Origin of the sequence: Virgibacillus sediminis (genome assembly GCF_042643265.1) — a bacterium.
Taxonomy (GTDB): Bacteria; Bacillota; Bacilli; order Bacillales; family Amphibacillaceae; genus Virgibacillus_O; species Virgibacillus_O sediminis.
In genome coordinates this window covers 25,603-40,934 of record NZ_JBHRRZ010000010.1, presented here as the reverse complement: position 1 = coordinate 40,934, position 15,332 = coordinate 25,603, and the positions used below count along the sequence as shown (strand labels likewise).

Sequence of the window (15,332 nt, the reverse complement as noted above, 5' to 3'; positions counted from 1 at the left end):
ATTCGGAAAGAAATATATGTTATAATTGATTGGTTTGAATCATCTCTATTTACAGAGGAGCGTACAATTTATGCAATTAAGAGAAGATATTCGTAACATTGCAATCATTGCCCACGTTGACCATGGAAAAACTACCCTGGTGGACCAGATGCTCAAGTACTCGGGTACTTTCCGTGAAAACGAGCACGTAGACGAGAGGGCAATGGATTCCGGTGATATTGAAAGAGAACGTGGAATCACCATCCTGGCAAAGAATACAGCGATCAACTATAAAGATACAACCATTAATATATTGGATACACCTGGACATGCTGACTTTGGAGGAGAAGTCGAGAGGATCATGAAAATGGTAGACGGGGTGGCCCTCGTAGTAGATGCTTATGAGGGAACCATGCCGCAGACCCGTTTCGTGTTGAAGAAGGCGTTGGAGCAGAAGCTTACACCAATTGTAGTGTTGAATAAAATCGACAGGCCAAATGCGCGCCCGTCGGAAGTAGTGGATGAAGTTCTTGATTTGTTCATTGAACTGGGAGCCGATGATGAACAGTTGGAATTCCCGGTTGTCTACGCCTCTGCTTTGAATGGGACGAGCGGTGAAGAGCCGGAAGATCAGCAGGAGACAATGGATCCTATTTTCACCACCATCCTGGACCATATCCCTGCACCCAAGGATACAAAGGACGAGCCGTTGCAATTCCAGGTTACACTGCTTGATTATAATGACTATGTAGGTCGTATAGGTGTCGGGCGTGTAGTGCGCGGGACCATGAAAGTAGGCGACCAGGTCGTGGTCTTGAAAAAGGATGGCACACAAAAATCCTTCCGTATCAGTAAATTGTTTGGCTTTATCGGCCTGAAACGGATGGAAATCACGGAAGCTCAGGCGGGAGATATCGTGGCCATTGCCGGTATGGAAGATCTTAATGTCGGGGAGACCATCTGTCCGCCGGATCATCCGGAGGGTCTGCCGTGGCTCCGTATCGACGAGCCTACCCTGCAGATGACTTTCCTCGTAAACAACAGCCCGTTTGCAGGTCGTGAAGGTAAGTATATTACAGCCCGCAAAATTGAAGAACGTTTAATGAAACAGCTGGAAACAGATGTCAGTCTGCGAGTGGACCCAACTGATTCACCGGATACCTGGATTGTTTCCGGGAGGGGGGAATTGCATCTTTCCATCCTGATTGAAAACATGCGCAGGGAAGGGTATGAACTGCAACTGTCTAAACCACAGGTGATCATTAAGGAAATAGATGGAGTGAAGTGTGAGCCAGTGGAACGGGTGCAAGTAGATGTTCCCGAAGATTACACAGGAGCAGTCATGGAATCCCTTGGTGCCCGTAAAGGCGAAATGCTTGATATGGTGAATCAGGGTAATGGCCAGGTGCGCCTTGAATTCAAGGTCCCTTCCCGTGGATTGCTGGGATATTCCACAGAATTCATGTCCCAGACCCGTGGTTACGGTATCATCAATCACACCTTTGACACTTATGAGCCACTTGTCAAAGGACAGGTAGGCGGAAGGCGTGAAGGTGTGCTGGTTTCTTTGGAAAATGGGAAAGCTTCTACCTACGGCATCATGCAACTGGAGGACCGTGGCGTCATTTTTGTAGAGCCGGGTACAGAGGTTTATGCAGGGATGATTGTTGGTGAGCATAATCGCGAGAATGATCTCACCGTAAATATTACCAAGGAAAAGCATTTGACCAATGTCCGCTCCGCAACCAAGGACCAGACCAGTGTTATTAAGAAAAACCGTGACATGTCTCTGGAGGAAGCAATCGAATACTTGGATGATGATGAGTACTGTGAGGTAACACCTGAGGCAGTTCGCCTCCGTAAAAAGATATTGAATAAGAATGAACGGGAAAAAGCAGCGAAAAAATCCAAACTGGGATAAAGTTTAAGCCGTCATGGGCACGAGTAGCGTCCATGACGGCTTTTTTATGCTCTAAGGCCGCCGAATAGGAATCTTTTATTACACTCATACTAACCAGAGGAAATCGCCGTTCTACGGCATACATGGTTTGGAAAGGCGGATGGAAATGAAAAAATTGACCCTAGTATTCTGGATAACCTTAGGGATTACTCTGCTTTTGTCATTCTTTGGCGTGGTTGCGCCTGCTCCGTTTGAGGATATCTCCGGCAGCATCATGAGTTATATCTCTGTTCATTTTGGATGGTATTATTTGTTGATTGTGACGTTGTTCCTCCTCTTTTGTATCTATCTAATTTTCAGCCCATACGGCAAGATACGCTTGGGCAAGCCAGGAGAGAAACCTGAATTCAGCTATCCCAGCTGGTTTGCCATGCTGTTTAGTGCGGGGATGGGGATTGGCCTGGTGTTTTATGGGGTAGCTTCCCCGCTCTCACAATATATCGAAACACCTGCCATGGCAGAGCCGGGAACAAGGGAGGCGCTGGAAGATGCTTTGAGAATTACTTTTTTTCATTACGGAATAAATGCGTGGGGGATTTATGCAGTAACAGGGCTGGTCCTTGCCTATTTTATCTTCCGGCATGATAAACCCGGGTTGATCAGTGCTACACTGGAGCCTATCTTTGGAGAAAGAGTGAAAGGAAGTTTTGGAAAGATCGTGGATGTCATCGCCGTTTTTGCCACAATTGTAGGGGTGGCGACCACCCTTGGTTTTGGTGCTACACAGATAAACGGTGGATTCTCCTACTTATTTGGTGTGCCTAATGAATTTTGGGTACAGCTGCTGATTATCGGGACGGTTACGGTACTGTTTCTATTGTCTGCTTACACGGGACTAGGCAAGGGGATTAAATATCTGAGCAATGCCAATATGACGTTAGCTGTCATACTATTCTTCGCCACCCTTATCTTTGGTCCGACGATATATATCCTCAATTCCTTCACACATGGTATCGGGGATTATTTTCAAAAGCTACCTGCTGAGAGCCTTCGCATCTCCCCCAACGATGCGGATGAACGCGCATGGCTCATGGACTGGACCGTTTTCTTCTGGGCATGGTGGATTGCCTGGGCTCCATTTGTAGGCATATTCATTGCAAGGGTATCAAGGGGGAGAACCATCCGTGAATTCCTGGCTGGTGTGATTTTTGTTCCATCTATTGTGGGATTCATGTGGTTTTCGGCCTTTGGCATTTCAGGAATCGATGCGCAGAATCATGGGGCGGAGCTCGCCAACCTCCCGGATGAACAAGTGTTGTTTGGATTGTTCAGCGAGTTCCCCTGGGGTATGGTGCTGTCGTTATTGGCCATCCTGCTGATCGGCACGTTTTTTATTACCTCAGCTGATTCGGCTACTTTTGTACTGGGTATGCAGACAACGAACGGCTCTCTCTCGCCGCCGACGATGGTGAAATTTGTCTGGGGATTTGCGCAGTCAGGGATCGCTGCCGTACTTCTGTATACCGGAGGACTGCAGGCATTACAGAATGCATTGATCTCTGCCGCCCTTCCCTTTTCATTTCTGATGCTGCTGATGGTATTTTCCTTCTATAAGGCACTGAAGGAAGATAAGCCCGCTGCAAATATACAAAAGGCAAATAGATAGCGAAAGGGGCACAGCATTGTGCCCCTTTCGCTATAGAAAGACACTCTTCCGGAACACCCTTGGCTGAACATGTGAACGGTAACACCGCATACCTTCTCAAGTAGATTAAATTTCAATATATTCGGGAAAGAGGGAAAAAGAGGTTTTAGGTGAAAGCCGTTGCAAAACTTGTATGTACAAGTTATACTGGAATCCTAACATGTATATACAAGTTTATGTCTACATGGAAAGTTTAAGGGAGGATTCATCATGGCTAACGATATAATGGATATTTTATCCCCACTGACGGGAAAAATCATCCAACTAGAAGATGTCCCTGATCCTACATTCGCACAGAAAATGATGGGTGATGGACTGGCAGTCGAGCCTGTTGACGGGAAAGTTCTATCTCCGGTTGACGGCCAGATTGTTCAAGTATTCCCGACGAAGCATGCAGTCGGACTGCAAACCGCGTCCGGGGTAGAAGTGCTGATACACATTGGTTTGGAAACGGTTGCCCTTGACGGTGAAGGGTTTGAAGCCCATGTTTCCCAAGGGGATCAAGTGAAAGCAGGAGACCCGCTGATCACTTTTGATTTGGACTTTATCAAGGAAAAGGCAGCAAGCCATATTACCCCAGTCATCATTACGAACGGAGATGCATTGGAATCTTTCGAAAAGACCAAAGAGACAGATGCCTCTGCTGGTAACACCGTTCTATTGAAAGCGGGAATGAAAGGGGTAGAAGGCTCCGAGGAAGGACAAGTCCCTGATCAGACAGAAGATATGGAGACAGATAAAAGTTCAGTAAGCGATACACCTTATGGGCAAGAGGCAAAGGATATTGTGGCAGCTGTAGGCGGCCTGGATAATATCAATGCCGCAACCCATTGTGTCACAAGATTGCGTTTCGCGCTGAATGACGAAGACAAAGTCAATCAGGAAGCGCTTGAAAATTTGGATCTCGTTAAGGGCTCGTTTGCTGCTAACGGACAGTTCCAGGTAGTAATAGGCCAGGGTACCGTTGATAAGGTATATAAGGCAATGGTAGATGAGACCGGAATCAGCGAAGCCTCAAAAGAAGAGGTAAAGGAAGCAGGAGGAAACAAACAGAACATTCTCCAACGCGGTGTAAAAGTTCTGGCAGATATTTTTATTCCAATCCTGCCTGCAATTGTAACTGCGGGTCTACTGCTTGGTCTGAACAATATCCTTGTCAATCCTTTGTTCAGTGATCAGCCGATTGTTGAAATGTATCCACAGTGGGCCGGTATGGCTGAGATGATCAATATCATTGCCAATACTGCCTTCACGTTCCTACCAGCGTTGATCGGATGGTCGGCGGTCAACCGATTTGGCGGAAATCCACTGCTCGGTATTGTTTTGGGACTAATACTTGTACACCCCGCTCTAATGCCAGCCAGTGAATATGCACAGGCGGTAGTTGATGGTACAGCACCAACATGGAATTTGTTTGGGCTTGAAGTAAGCCAAATGGGTTACCAAGGCCAAGTCTTGCCTGTATTGGTTGCTGCGTGGGTGCTGTCCAAAATAGAGATTTGGCTGCGTAAGCGTGTCATCGATTCGCTGCAACTGCTGGTCGTAGCACCTGTTGCGTTATTGGTTACTGGTTTTCTCGCATTCATTATCATTGGACCAGTGACATTTACTGTTGGGGAATGGATTACAGGAGGAATTGTAACGGTATTCCAGACCTTCCCTCTGGTGGGCGGCCTGTTATATGGAGCATTATATGCACCACTTGTCATAACCGGGATGCATCATACTTTCCTCGCTGTAGACCTTCAGCTAATCGGAAGTACGGGCACCACTTTCCTATGGCCAATTGTAGCCCTGTCTAATATTGCCCAGGGTGCTGCTGTATTCGCCATGATGCTTGTTGCAAGGGAAGAGAAATTGAAAGGATTAGCCGGTACCGCCGGGGTGTCAGCATTTCTAGGTGTAACAGAGCCTGCGATGTTCGGGGTTAATATCCGGTTCAAATATCCATTCATTGCCGCATTGATTGGTACAGCGATTGCCGGTGCTTTTATTACCATTCAAGGCGTACAGGCAACTTCCATCGGGATAGGCGGCCTTCCAGCATTCCTGTCGATTGTGGGAGAAAACTGGGTATCCTTCTTCATCGGAATGGCGATTGTACTTGTCGTGCCTTTCGTGATTACTTACCTTATTGCCAAGCGCAAGTTGAATACCCATTAATATGACCGAGCACATGAAGGAGTGGAAAATATGAGTGAAGCATGGTGGAAAAGAGCAACAGTATATCAAATCTATCCGAAAAGCTTCCAGGATACGACAGGGAGTGGAACGGGAGATATACAGGGGGTCATCCAAAGGCTGGATTATTTAAAGAAGCTTGGTGTGGATGTATTATGGCTGACACCTGTCTACCAGTCTCCTCAAAAGGATAATGGTTATGATATCAGCGATTATTATTCCATTGACCCTTCCTATGGGACCATGGAGGACTTTGAACAACTGCTGGAAGAAACGCATAAGCGCGGAATGAAGCTGATTATGGACCTGGTCATCAACCACACTTCAACAGAGCATGAGTGGTTTAAGCAGGCGGCTTCCTCAAAAGACAATGAATATCGCGATTTCTATATATGGAAAGATCCTGTGGACGGGGAGGAGCCGAATAACTGGCAGTCGAAATTCGGAGGCCCTGCATGGGAATATGATGAAAAGACAGGCCAATACTACCTCCATCTTTTCGATGTCACACAGGGAGATTTGAATTGGGAGAATGAGCGGCTCCGGAATAAGGTGTATGAAATGGTCCGTTTCTGGGCGGAGAAGGGCATTGATGGCTTCCGCCTGGACGTAATTAATCTGATTTCGAAGGACCAGCGCTTTCCGAGTGATGATACTGGCGATGGCAGGAAATTCTATACAGATGGGCCAAGAATCCATGAATATTTGCATGAAATGAATCAAGCTGTCTTATCGCCGTATAATATGATGACTGTCGGAGAAATGTCTTCCACTACTTTAGAAAACTGTGTATTGTACACAAATCCGGACAGGGAAGAGCTGGATATGACCTTCCAATTTCACCATCTCAAAGTGGATTATCCAAATGGAGAAAAGTGGACGGAAGAGCCGTTTGATTTCCTTCAGTTAAAGAAGATTCTTTCAGACTGGCAAGTTGGAATGCATAAAGGCGGCGGCTGGAATGCCTTGTTCTGGTGCAATCATGACCAGCCCCGTGCCGTATCCAGGTTCGGTGATGATGAGCAATATCGAATAGAGTCTGCGAAAATGCTTGGTACCACTATCCATATGATGAAGGGTACACCATATGTGTATCAGGGCGAGGAAATCGGCATGACTAACCCGAAATTCACTTCCTTGGATCAGTACCGGGACGTTGAATCGCTTAATGCATTTGCCGCTCTTAAGGAAGAAGGGAAATCTGAAGAAGAGACTCTGGCTATCCTCCGGCAGAAGTCCAGGGATAATGCCAGGACTCCGATGCAGTGGTCCGACAAGAATAACGCTGGTTTTTCTGATGGTACACCGTGGATCCAGCCTGCTGAAAACTATCCCAGCATTAATGCGGCTCAAGCGGTAGAAGACCCTAATTCCATCTATTATCATTATCAAGAGCTGATCCGCCTGCGGAAAAAATATGACATTATTACGTACGGAGATTATGAGCTGCTTTTAGAAGACGATCCGCAGGTTTTCGCGTATACGAGAAATTGGAATGGCGAGAAGCTGATCGTCATCAGCAACTTCTATGCAGAGGAAACCGAGATAAACATCCCAGTGGAAGCAGGGGAACTGGAAATTCTGTTGTCTAACTATCAGGATTCGGGAAAATCCCTGCAACAGTTGGTTTTACGGCCATATGAATCTGTTGTTTATTACGTGAAGTAGAGGTACTTTCCATGAAAAAGAAGTATTTGACAATCTACGAAGATTTAGTGGAAAAAATACAAGCTAATGTATGGCCGGCTTCTTCTATGCTTCCATCTGAAAATGAATTGGCTGATGAATATAAGTCGTCAAGAGAAACGATTCGTAAGGCACTCGATCTTCTATCCAATAACGGCTATATCCAAAAAATCCGTGGAAAGGGATCTGTTGTCATTGATCTCAATAAGTTCTCTTTCCCGGTTTCCGGAATTGTCAGTTTTAAGGAACTCGATAGGAGTCTTAACCTGTCCAGTAAAACTATCGTAGAGGAGCTTGACTACGTCCATGAAGGTGAAGAGATCGCCGACTTGCTCCAAATAGGGGAAGAAAAAGTCTGGCAGGTCAGCAGGGTCCGAGAAATCGCAGAAGAACGAATCATTCTGGATAAGGATTATTTCAGTGAACGGTATGTGCCAAAGCTGCCAAGGGAAGTTTGTGAAGATTCTATTTATCGATACATTGAGCAGGAGCTTGGACTTACCATCTCCTTTGCCCAAAAAGAAATCATTGTGGAAGAGCCAAGCCCGGAGGATAAAAAATTATTGGACTTGGAGGGTTTTTCAAACATAGTGGTAATTAAAAGCCAGGTATATTTGGAAGACACCAGCTTGTTCCAATACTCCGAGTCACGGCACCGTCCCGACAAATTTAGGTTTGTCGACTTTGCAAGAAGAGTTAAAATCTAGAACACCACCTCATCACTTTGGAGGTGGTGTTCCGCATATGGAGGGTAATCAATGGACAAAAACTGGTGGAAAGAAAGTGTCGTTTATCAAATCTATCCGCGAAGTTTCTATGATAGTGATGGAGACGGCATCGGAGACATCAAAGGAATCACAGAGAAGGTTGATTATCTGAAGGATCTGGGAGTGGATGTTGTCTGGCTGTCCCCTGTATATGAGTCCCCGAATGATGATAATGGATATGACATTTCTGACTACAAGGCAATTATGAAGGACTTTGGCACGATGGAGGATTGGGAAGAACTTCGGGATGAGCTGCATAATCGTGATATGAAGCTGATTATGGATTTGGTAGTAAACCACTCATCTGATGAACACTATTGGTTCCAGGAGGCAAAAAAATCAAAGAACAATCCATATCGCGACTATTACATATGGCATCCGGGCAGGAATGGAAGAGAACCGAATAATTGGAAATCTTCCTTCAGTGGTTCAGCCTGGGAATATGATGAAAATACCAATGAATACTACCTCCATCTGTTCAGTAAAAAGCAGCCAGACTTGAACTGGGAGAATCCGGAGCTTCGCCGGGAAATCTACGACATGATGAAATGGTGGCTGGATAGAGGAATTGACGGCTTCCGCATGGATGTCATCAACTTCATTTCCAAAGTACCTGGCCTTCCGGATGGGAAAGTAAAGGAAGGAGAAAAGTATGCCTCAGGAAGTAAATATTTCAGGGATGGTCCGCGCATCCATGAGTTTCTGCAGGAGATGAATGAGGAAGCACTTGACCTCTACAATGTGATGACAGTCGGGGAAATGCCGGGTGTCGGTGTAGAAGAGGCACAAAAATACACGGATCCGTCACGCAATGAGCTGAATATGGTCTTCCAATTTGAACATATGGATCTAGACTCAGGTCCAAACGGAAAGTGGGATCTAAAGCCCCTTGAACTTACGGACTTGAAGGAAAGCATTACGAAGTGGCAGGTTGGCCTGAATGGTGTCGGATGGAACAGCCTATACCTGAATAATCATGATCAGCCACGTATAGTTTCCCGCTTTGGCAATGATAAAGAATACCGTCTGGAGTCAGCAAAAATGCTGGGTACATTCCTTCATATGCTTCAGGGAACCCCTTATATCTACCAGGGAGAAGAAATCGGCATGACCAACGTGCAATTCGACTCAATTGAAGATTATGAGGACATCGAGACGCTGAATATGTATAAGGAAAAGGTGGAGGAAAATGGAGAAGATCCTGCCAGTGTAATGGAATCCATTTATGCCAAGGGAAGAGATAATGCACGTACTCCTTTCCAATGGAACCATACAAAGCATGGAGGATTTACAACAGGTGAGCCATGGATTAAGGTAAATCCGAACTATTTGAATATCAATGCGGAACAGGCGGTCGAAGATGAACAATCCATCTTTCATTATTACCGAGAACTGATTAGGCTCCGAAAAAAACATCCTATTATCGTCTATGGTGATTATCAATTGATATTACCTGATCATGAGAAAATCTATGCGTACATGCGTAACTATGAAGAACAGAAATTGCTGGTGGTCTGCAATTTCAGTGACGATGAAGTAGAATTTAAGCTGCCGCAGGAGATTTCTTTTACTGCCGAAGAGAGTATGATTGGGAATTACGGGTACGGTGAATTCCCGTCAGACAGCTATGCCGCCTTCACTCTTAAGCCTTATGAAGTTAGAGTTTATAAAGGAAAGTAATGTGCTGCCCGTCCAGGATAACTTCTGGACGGGTGTTTTCCTTGGTGGCAAATAGTGAATGAAAGAAGTAAGGTGGTGAGTGACAAATGTGGAGATTATGGAAGAGAATTCGATTCATATTCAGATTCAGAAAATCTGTTCCGTTTATAAAAGATTTTTTCCTTTCTAAAGAAGTAGTATTGCCAAAGAAAGTCCTGTTTGCGGGTTTAGCTGTCGGTTATATACTGCTGCCCATTGATTTGGTTCCGGACTTTTTACTGCTTTTCGGAGTGGTGGATGATATAGCAGTTACCTCTTTTCTTCTTCAGCAGATGGTTAAAACAGCTCCTGCATCATTAAAGGAAAAATATGATCTATAATCGGCGGGAACCTAGTTAAAGTAAGGTTTTATGAAGTGGAAAAAGTTTGGGATTTCTCATGCTCATCAAAAGGCAAGACTGTCTCGGCAGCCTTGCCTTTATGATTTTCCCTTCTTTTTGTCATTGGGTATATATTTGGTGTAATATGCTGCAAACACCAGGCATATGAGGGCGATTCCCCAGGAAGCAATGCCACTCCAGTATAGATCGATACTAATGCCTATAATGATGATCAAGGCACTGATGGCAATAAGGATTGCCGTTAAATAACGTTTCATTCTGAACACCCCATTGAGCAAGGTAAAACACCGATTTCCCATCCGGTTCTTGAGTGGAACTCCCCCCTATGGAGTTTTTCCCTCTCTATCAGGATATGTAATCGGCATTCCGGATATTAATAGCGCATAAACTATAGTTCATTCTGAATGGCAGGTTTCGGTTTTCTGACTAACGCCATAATGCCCGCAATCAGGTAGAAAAGACCGCCTGCAAACCCTGCGATGAACATGATTACAGAGCTGATGACAGCAGTTACAATCAGTATGATTCCTGCGGGTTTTGGTTTTTTATTCCTCCTTAAGAGTATCAACGAAATAATCCCAAGGATGACAGCTGATAAGGAAGTGATGAGGAATAACAAACCACTATTGCCCATCATTTCCACCATGGAATTCAATTCGGCTTCGGACATCTCCATACCCTGGCGGGACATTTCAGATGGAAGCTCCTGCAGCAGTGAGCGGTTATTGCCCATCCACACCATAAAGCCGCCGACGACAGCAAAAAATAAATAAGCAAGCATCCCAACGATTGTCAAAATAACTTCTCCAGTACGTTTCATCGTGCAACCCCTTTTTATTATTTAAAATATACTACTTACTTTGTATGATGCAAAAGGCGAAAAGTTTCAGACCAATATAATGCAATAATAAAACACCTTGTTTAATCTAACAAGGTGTTTATCTTTCCCCGTTATCTAATGAGGTCAGGATTTTCCTCTTTCGCGTTCCGTACTCTTTGTCTGCGGTACCCGGCAGCAGCGTCTGCCCGTTTGAATTCTTTGGCGTAATGAATTTCTTGGGCATCTGTAAGCTGTTTATTTTGGGCTGGCTGATACTGTACTTTTGCCATAATTGAAAACTCCTTTCTTTAAAAGCTTTTCTTATAATCCAATTTCCCGCAAATGCATTCATTAAACATTAACAGGCTTCTAAAAGGTGAATAATACGTGTTAGCAGTCTGTAATATGCTTTTAGTAATAATATGGAGCAAGATTTGATATAATGAAAATGTTTGATGGCGATAGATAGAGAGATACATAGAGGAGATATGTTCATTATGGAATGGAAAAATTTATACCGTGGGATGTTGATGGGGACGAGTGATGTGGTGCCTGGCGTCAGCGGTGGTACAATGGCAGTAGTGCTTGGAATATATGATAGATTGATTGCAGCAGTTAATGGGCTGCTGAGCAAAGAATGGAAAAAGCATCTAGGGTTTCTTGTTCCACTTGGTATTGGCATTGTACTTGCCATATTTCTACTTGCCAGCTTGATGGAATGGCTGTTCGAACATCATCCTGGTCCGACCCAGTTCTTTTTCCTTGGCTTAATATTGGGAGTCCTGCCTTACCTGTTTAATAAGGCGGATGCCAAGCATAATTTTCAAGGGAAGCATATAGTCCTACTGATTATTGGAACAATACTGGTAGGCTCCATGGCTTTTATTACACCGGAAGAGGGAACTGTCATCCAGAATATTACGATGACCACTTATTTCCTATTGTTCTTTTCTGGCTTCATTGCAAGCAGTGCAATGATTCTGCCAGGTATCAGCGGGTCGCTGATATTGCTGATCATCGGTGTATATGCAACCGTCATGTCGGCTATCAGCAATTTGCAATTGGACTTGATAGCTGTTATCGGATTAGGGATTGTCCTGGGAATCATAGTGATGAGTAAAGTAATCCATTTTTGCTTGAAAAATTATTATACCGGAACATTTGCGGTTGTGATCGGGTTGGTGCTGGGTTCTGTTTTCGTTGTTTTCCCCGGTTGGCCAAATAGTGGAGGGGAAGTGTTGGCGAGCATTCTCACCTTTGCTGCCGGCCTGACTGCAGCATATATTTTGGGGCGGTTGGAGCATCAGTAAAGGAGCATGTCATAAGACATTGCAGCAGGGAACCGTTACAATGAGGATAAATAGATAAGAGGGAGTTGTATAGAGATGGAACATATAGAAACAAGGGAAAAATTTGATGAAATCATCCAGAGTGATGAACCGGTTATCGTAAAATTCTTTGCAGACTGGTGCCCGGATTGCAAAAGGATGGATATGTTCATTGATGGAGTGATTGAAGAGTTCAAACAATTTGACTGGTATCAGGTCAATAGTGATGAAGTCGAAGGGCTTGCGCAGGAATATGAGGTAATGGGAATACCAAGCATTCTGGTTTTCAAAGATGGTGAAAAGCTTGCCCATCAGCACAGCGCCTATACGAAGACTCCAGAGTCTGTAAGTGAATTCCTCCATCAGCAGCTCGGCTAATAAAAACATGATCATCCTCAAACGGGTGATCATGTTTTTATTTACTGTATTAATTTCTATAAACTTGACGAGTGCTTCCCCTCCTATGAAGGGAGAGTGATTAGTTAATGCTTGCGTGACAATTCAAAGGAAAGGGGATTTCCGGCCTCCTGTTCTTTCAACAGACAATTTGCGAGGGCGACTGTTTGCCCCGTCTTTTTGAATTGGAAGATCTCTCCCCATTCCTGAAGCAGGGTTCCCGGATAGGAAACAGATGAAATTTCCACCTTGTTGATATCTCGGGGGTCTGCCGGGCTGTTCATCATCTCACCCCACTCAATGAGGAAGGGTAAATTTTTCTCTTTCTGCCCTTCAGGAAAAAGCATTCTCCACTCCAGCTTATTTCCGTCCGGCCGCATTCTGCTTCCTGGGAATGGCCCGCTATATGGGATACCTGATGCTTGGAAGTGCTGCAGGTAATTATCCATATTATCGGTCCGGAAAGCCAGTCGGATGATGCCTTCCCGACCTTCCTGCAGTACATCTGCTAGATGTGCAATCAGCGGATTGTCCGAATTGGAGGCAGTCTGCCAATCTTCTACTCCTATCCACTCAATATAGCAGTCATTTTGGAAAAATGCCAAATGGTTGGCAGTCCCCCATTTAGGATGCTTTCCACCCTGAACGGTGATTATATTCCGATTCCTCTTATATTCTCCGGCTGCCTGTACCGGGTCTTTTGCCGCAATAACTATATGGTCGAGTGCCAGCATCAAACCATCCCTTCTCTGAATGACTTTTACCTTTATTGTAGCTGGCAGAGAGTATTATGGAAAGTCTGTTCCATGATATAGTAAAAGTAAAGGAGAAGAAAAATGCAGGTGACTTGCTCAGTACAACCGCCCTTTGCTTAACGGCAGCTTATGCCCTTGTCTCCTGCCTTTATGACAAAGTTTGGCGTTGCAGTGGCCGGAACTGTTTCATACTTTTCGAAGTAGCTGCGGATCAACTCAACGGCGTCTTTCTGAATTTCTTTTACAACCGGCTTGCCTTTGAACATGTCATAGTTTCCTCCACCTGAGGCCCGGTAGTTATTCAGTACGACTTGATATGTTTCTTCTTCCTGCAGTGGCTTACCTTGATAGGTTATATTTTCAACTCTTTCCCCGGACGGATTGGAAACGTTTATGGTGTATTGAATGCCCTCCCACATATCATAGTTATAATGCTGGGGTTTTGGTTCCATGTACGAAGGATTGACCGCAATGTTTCCCATTCCATCAAGGATGAAGTAATCCGCACTTTTTTCCAGAGCAGCCTTAATGTCCTTGCCATTCAGCTCCAACACTACTAAGGTATTTGGGTACATGTAATTGGAAACGATGTCCCGCATGGTTACGCGTTTGCCAAAACCTCTGGCTTCGTTATTCAGAAGGGCAGTAACAGAAATATCAACGTCGCTTTCTTCCATTTGAACTTTTTGAATGAATTCGATAAATGGATGTTTCTCTATTCTTGCCTGGAATGGGTCATCGATGAGCATCTCCCCTTCAATGAATCCAACAGGCTCATCCAGCCAGCTTTGCGTGGAAGTTTCGATATCCTCCATGTAACGGAGGATATCAGAATCCGCCTCTATTCCTTCCAACGTTTCAATGGAAGCATCTTTAGCAGAGATTTTCCATTGATCTTGCTGCTTTTCCAACACGATCTCTACTTTTCCGTATGTCTCTGCATTGTTGCCCGGCTGAACGGCCAGCACCCCGTGGATGGTGGAAACCAGCTGGCGATGCTGATGACCGGTTAGCAGTATATCCAGTCCCTCTATCTCCGTACACATTTGGTATCCTTGATTTTCCCCTGTCAATGCCTCTGTCGGTTCGCCTGTCTGCGGGTCTCTTTCCAAACCACCATGATACATACCTATTATAATATTCGGCCGTTCGTTTTCCCTAATATATTCCACCCAATATTTCAGCGTGGAAAAAGCATCGGCAAACTTCAGCCCGGCAATATGCTCCGGCGCTTCCCAATTTGGTATGTAGTGAGTAGTTACTCCGACAAAGGCAATCCGGATGCCGTTATCCATAACTTTCAGCTTATACGGAGGGCCGAAGTAGGTTTTCCCCGATTGGATATCCAGAATGTTGGCAGAGAGCCAAGGGAAGTTGGACTGATCGACCGCAGTCTGAAGGATATTTTTACCGAAGTTGAACTCGTGATTTCCCAGAACCCCAGCTTCTATCCCAATTCGATTCATAATGCCTACCATTGGGTTTTCCTCAGCGGCATACTTCTTAACGAAATGTGTCATCAATGGGGTTCCTTGAATCAGATCTCCATTATCTGCTACGAGCAGGTCAGGATTTTTTGCTCTTGCGCCTTTTACTGCAGTTGCATACTTAGCCAGGCCAATGTCTATTTCTTCTTTTGTTCCATAGGATACAGGCATTGCATGACCGTGGACATCACTGGTATAGAATAACTGAATGGTTGCTGTTCGTTTCATAGTAACTTCCTTTCCAGGTAAAATAAAAGACCCTGCAGGG

14 protein-coding genes are annotated in these 15,332 nt (G+C 44.8%); 9 read left to right on the top strand and 5 right to left on the bottom strand.

The window, feature by feature from the left end; genetic code table 11:
* The first annotated feature begins 70 nt into the window (after window positions 1-70).
* The 7 genes from typA (at window position 71) to ACFODW_RS05555 (ending at window position 10,257) form a co-directional block, all read left to right on the top strand.
* Window positions 71-1,900 carry a translational GTPase TypA gene (gene typA, locus ACFODW_RS05585; protein ID WP_390304096.1) on the top strand — a complete coding sequence of 610 codons (1,830 nt, stop codon included), beginning with the start codon at window positions 71-73 and terminating at the stop codon, window positions 1,898-1,900.
* A gap of 145 nt (window positions 1,901-2,045) precedes the next feature.
* Complete coding sequence (locus tag ACFODW_RS05580; RefSeq protein ID WP_390304094.1) at window positions 2,046-3,545, top strand: BCCT family transporter; 1,500 nt, start codon at window positions 2,046-2,048, stop codon at window positions 3,543-3,545.
* A 249-nt stretch (window positions 3,546-3,794) separates the two neighbouring features.
* Window positions 3,795-5,747: a PTS system trehalose-specific EIIBC component gene (gene treP, locus ACFODW_RS05575; RefSeq protein WP_390304092.1), complete on the top strand. Its 1,953-nt coding sequence runs from the start codon at window positions 3,795-3,797 to the stop codon at window positions 5,745-5,747.
* A 30-nt stretch (window positions 5,748-5,777) separates the two neighbouring features.
* The gene (gene treC / locus ACFODW_RS05570; RefSeq protein WP_390304090.1) at window positions 5,778-7,433 is read left to right on the top strand and encodes an alpha,alpha-phosphotrehalase; all 1,656 of its coding nucleotides are present in this window, start codon (window positions 5,778-5,780) and stop codon (window positions 7,431-7,433) included.
* An 11-nt stretch (window positions 7,434-7,444) separates the two neighbouring features.
* Window positions 7,445-8,158: a trehalose operon repressor gene (treR, locus tag ACFODW_RS05565; RefSeq protein WP_390304088.1), complete on the top strand. Its 714-nt coding sequence runs from the start codon at window positions 7,445-7,447 to the stop codon at window positions 8,156-8,158.
* A gap of 51 nt (window positions 8,159-8,209) precedes the next feature.
* Window positions 8,210-9,898 (top strand): glycoside hydrolase family 13 protein, encoded by a 1,689-nt coding sequence (locus ACFODW_RS05560; RefSeq protein WP_390304086.1) that lies wholly within the window; start codon window positions 8,210-8,212, stop codon window positions 9,896-9,898.
* Between the two features lie 86 nt (window positions 9,899-9,984).
* Window positions 9,985-10,257 (top strand): YkvA family protein, encoded by a 273-nt coding sequence (locus tag ACFODW_RS05555; protein ID WP_390304084.1) that lies wholly within the window; start codon window positions 9,985-9,987, stop codon window positions 10,255-10,257.
* Window positions 10,258-10,355: 98 nt separating this feature from the next.
* On the opposite strand, the gene ACFODW_RS05550 is transcribed toward ACFODW_RS05555, so the two are convergent.
* From ACFODW_RS05550 to ACFODW_RS05540, 3 genes are all read right to left on the bottom strand, one after another.
* Complete coding sequence (locus ACFODW_RS05550) at window positions 10,356-10,535, bottom strand: hypothetical protein (protein ID WP_390304082.1); 180 nt, start codon at window positions 10,533-10,535, stop codon at window positions 10,356-10,358.
* Window positions 10,536-10,666: 131 nt separating this feature from the next.
* On the bottom strand, window positions 10,667-11,098 hold the full coding sequence (locus ACFODW_RS05545; RefSeq protein ID WP_390304080.1) for a DUF4064 domain-containing protein: 432 nt from the start codon (window positions 11,096-11,098) through the stop codon (window positions 10,667-10,669).
* A gap of 131 nt (window positions 11,099-11,229) precedes the next feature.
* A complete protein-coding gene (locus tag ACFODW_RS05540) occupies window positions 11,230-11,388 on the bottom strand; it encodes a YfhE family protein (protein WP_390304078.1) in 159 nt (52 codons plus the stop codon).
* A gap of 207 nt (window positions 11,389-11,595) precedes the next feature.
* Between ACFODW_RS05540 and ACFODW_RS05535 the strand changes: the two genes are divergently transcribed.
* Together ACFODW_RS05535 and ACFODW_RS05530 are read left to right on the top strand one after the other, a co-directional pair.
* Entirely contained in the window at window positions 11,596-12,408 is an 813-nt protein-coding gene (locus tag ACFODW_RS05535) for a DUF368 domain-containing protein (protein ID WP_390304075.1), read from the top strand.
* 75 nt (window positions 12,409-12,483) lie between these two features.
* On the top strand, window positions 12,484-12,804 hold the full coding sequence (locus ACFODW_RS05530; RefSeq protein ID WP_390304073.1) for a thioredoxin family protein: 321 nt from the start codon (window positions 12,484-12,486) through the stop codon (window positions 12,802-12,804).
* A 104-nt stretch (window positions 12,805-12,908) separates the two neighbouring features.
* Here the strand turns inward: ACFODW_RS05530 and ACFODW_RS05525 are convergent, their stop codons facing one another.
* Complete coding sequence (locus ACFODW_RS05525) at window positions 12,909-13,556, bottom strand: VOC family protein (protein ID WP_390304253.1); 648 nt, start codon at window positions 13,554-13,556, stop codon at window positions 12,909-12,911.
* A gap of 137 nt (window positions 13,557-13,693) precedes the next feature.
* Window positions 13,694-15,292 (bottom strand): bifunctional metallophosphatase/5'-nucleotidase, encoded by a 1,599-nt coding sequence (locus ACFODW_RS05520; protein ID WP_390304071.1) that lies wholly within the window; start codon window positions 15,290-15,292, stop codon window positions 13,694-13,696.
* Between the last annotated feature and the right edge of the window lie 40 nt (window positions 15,293-15,332).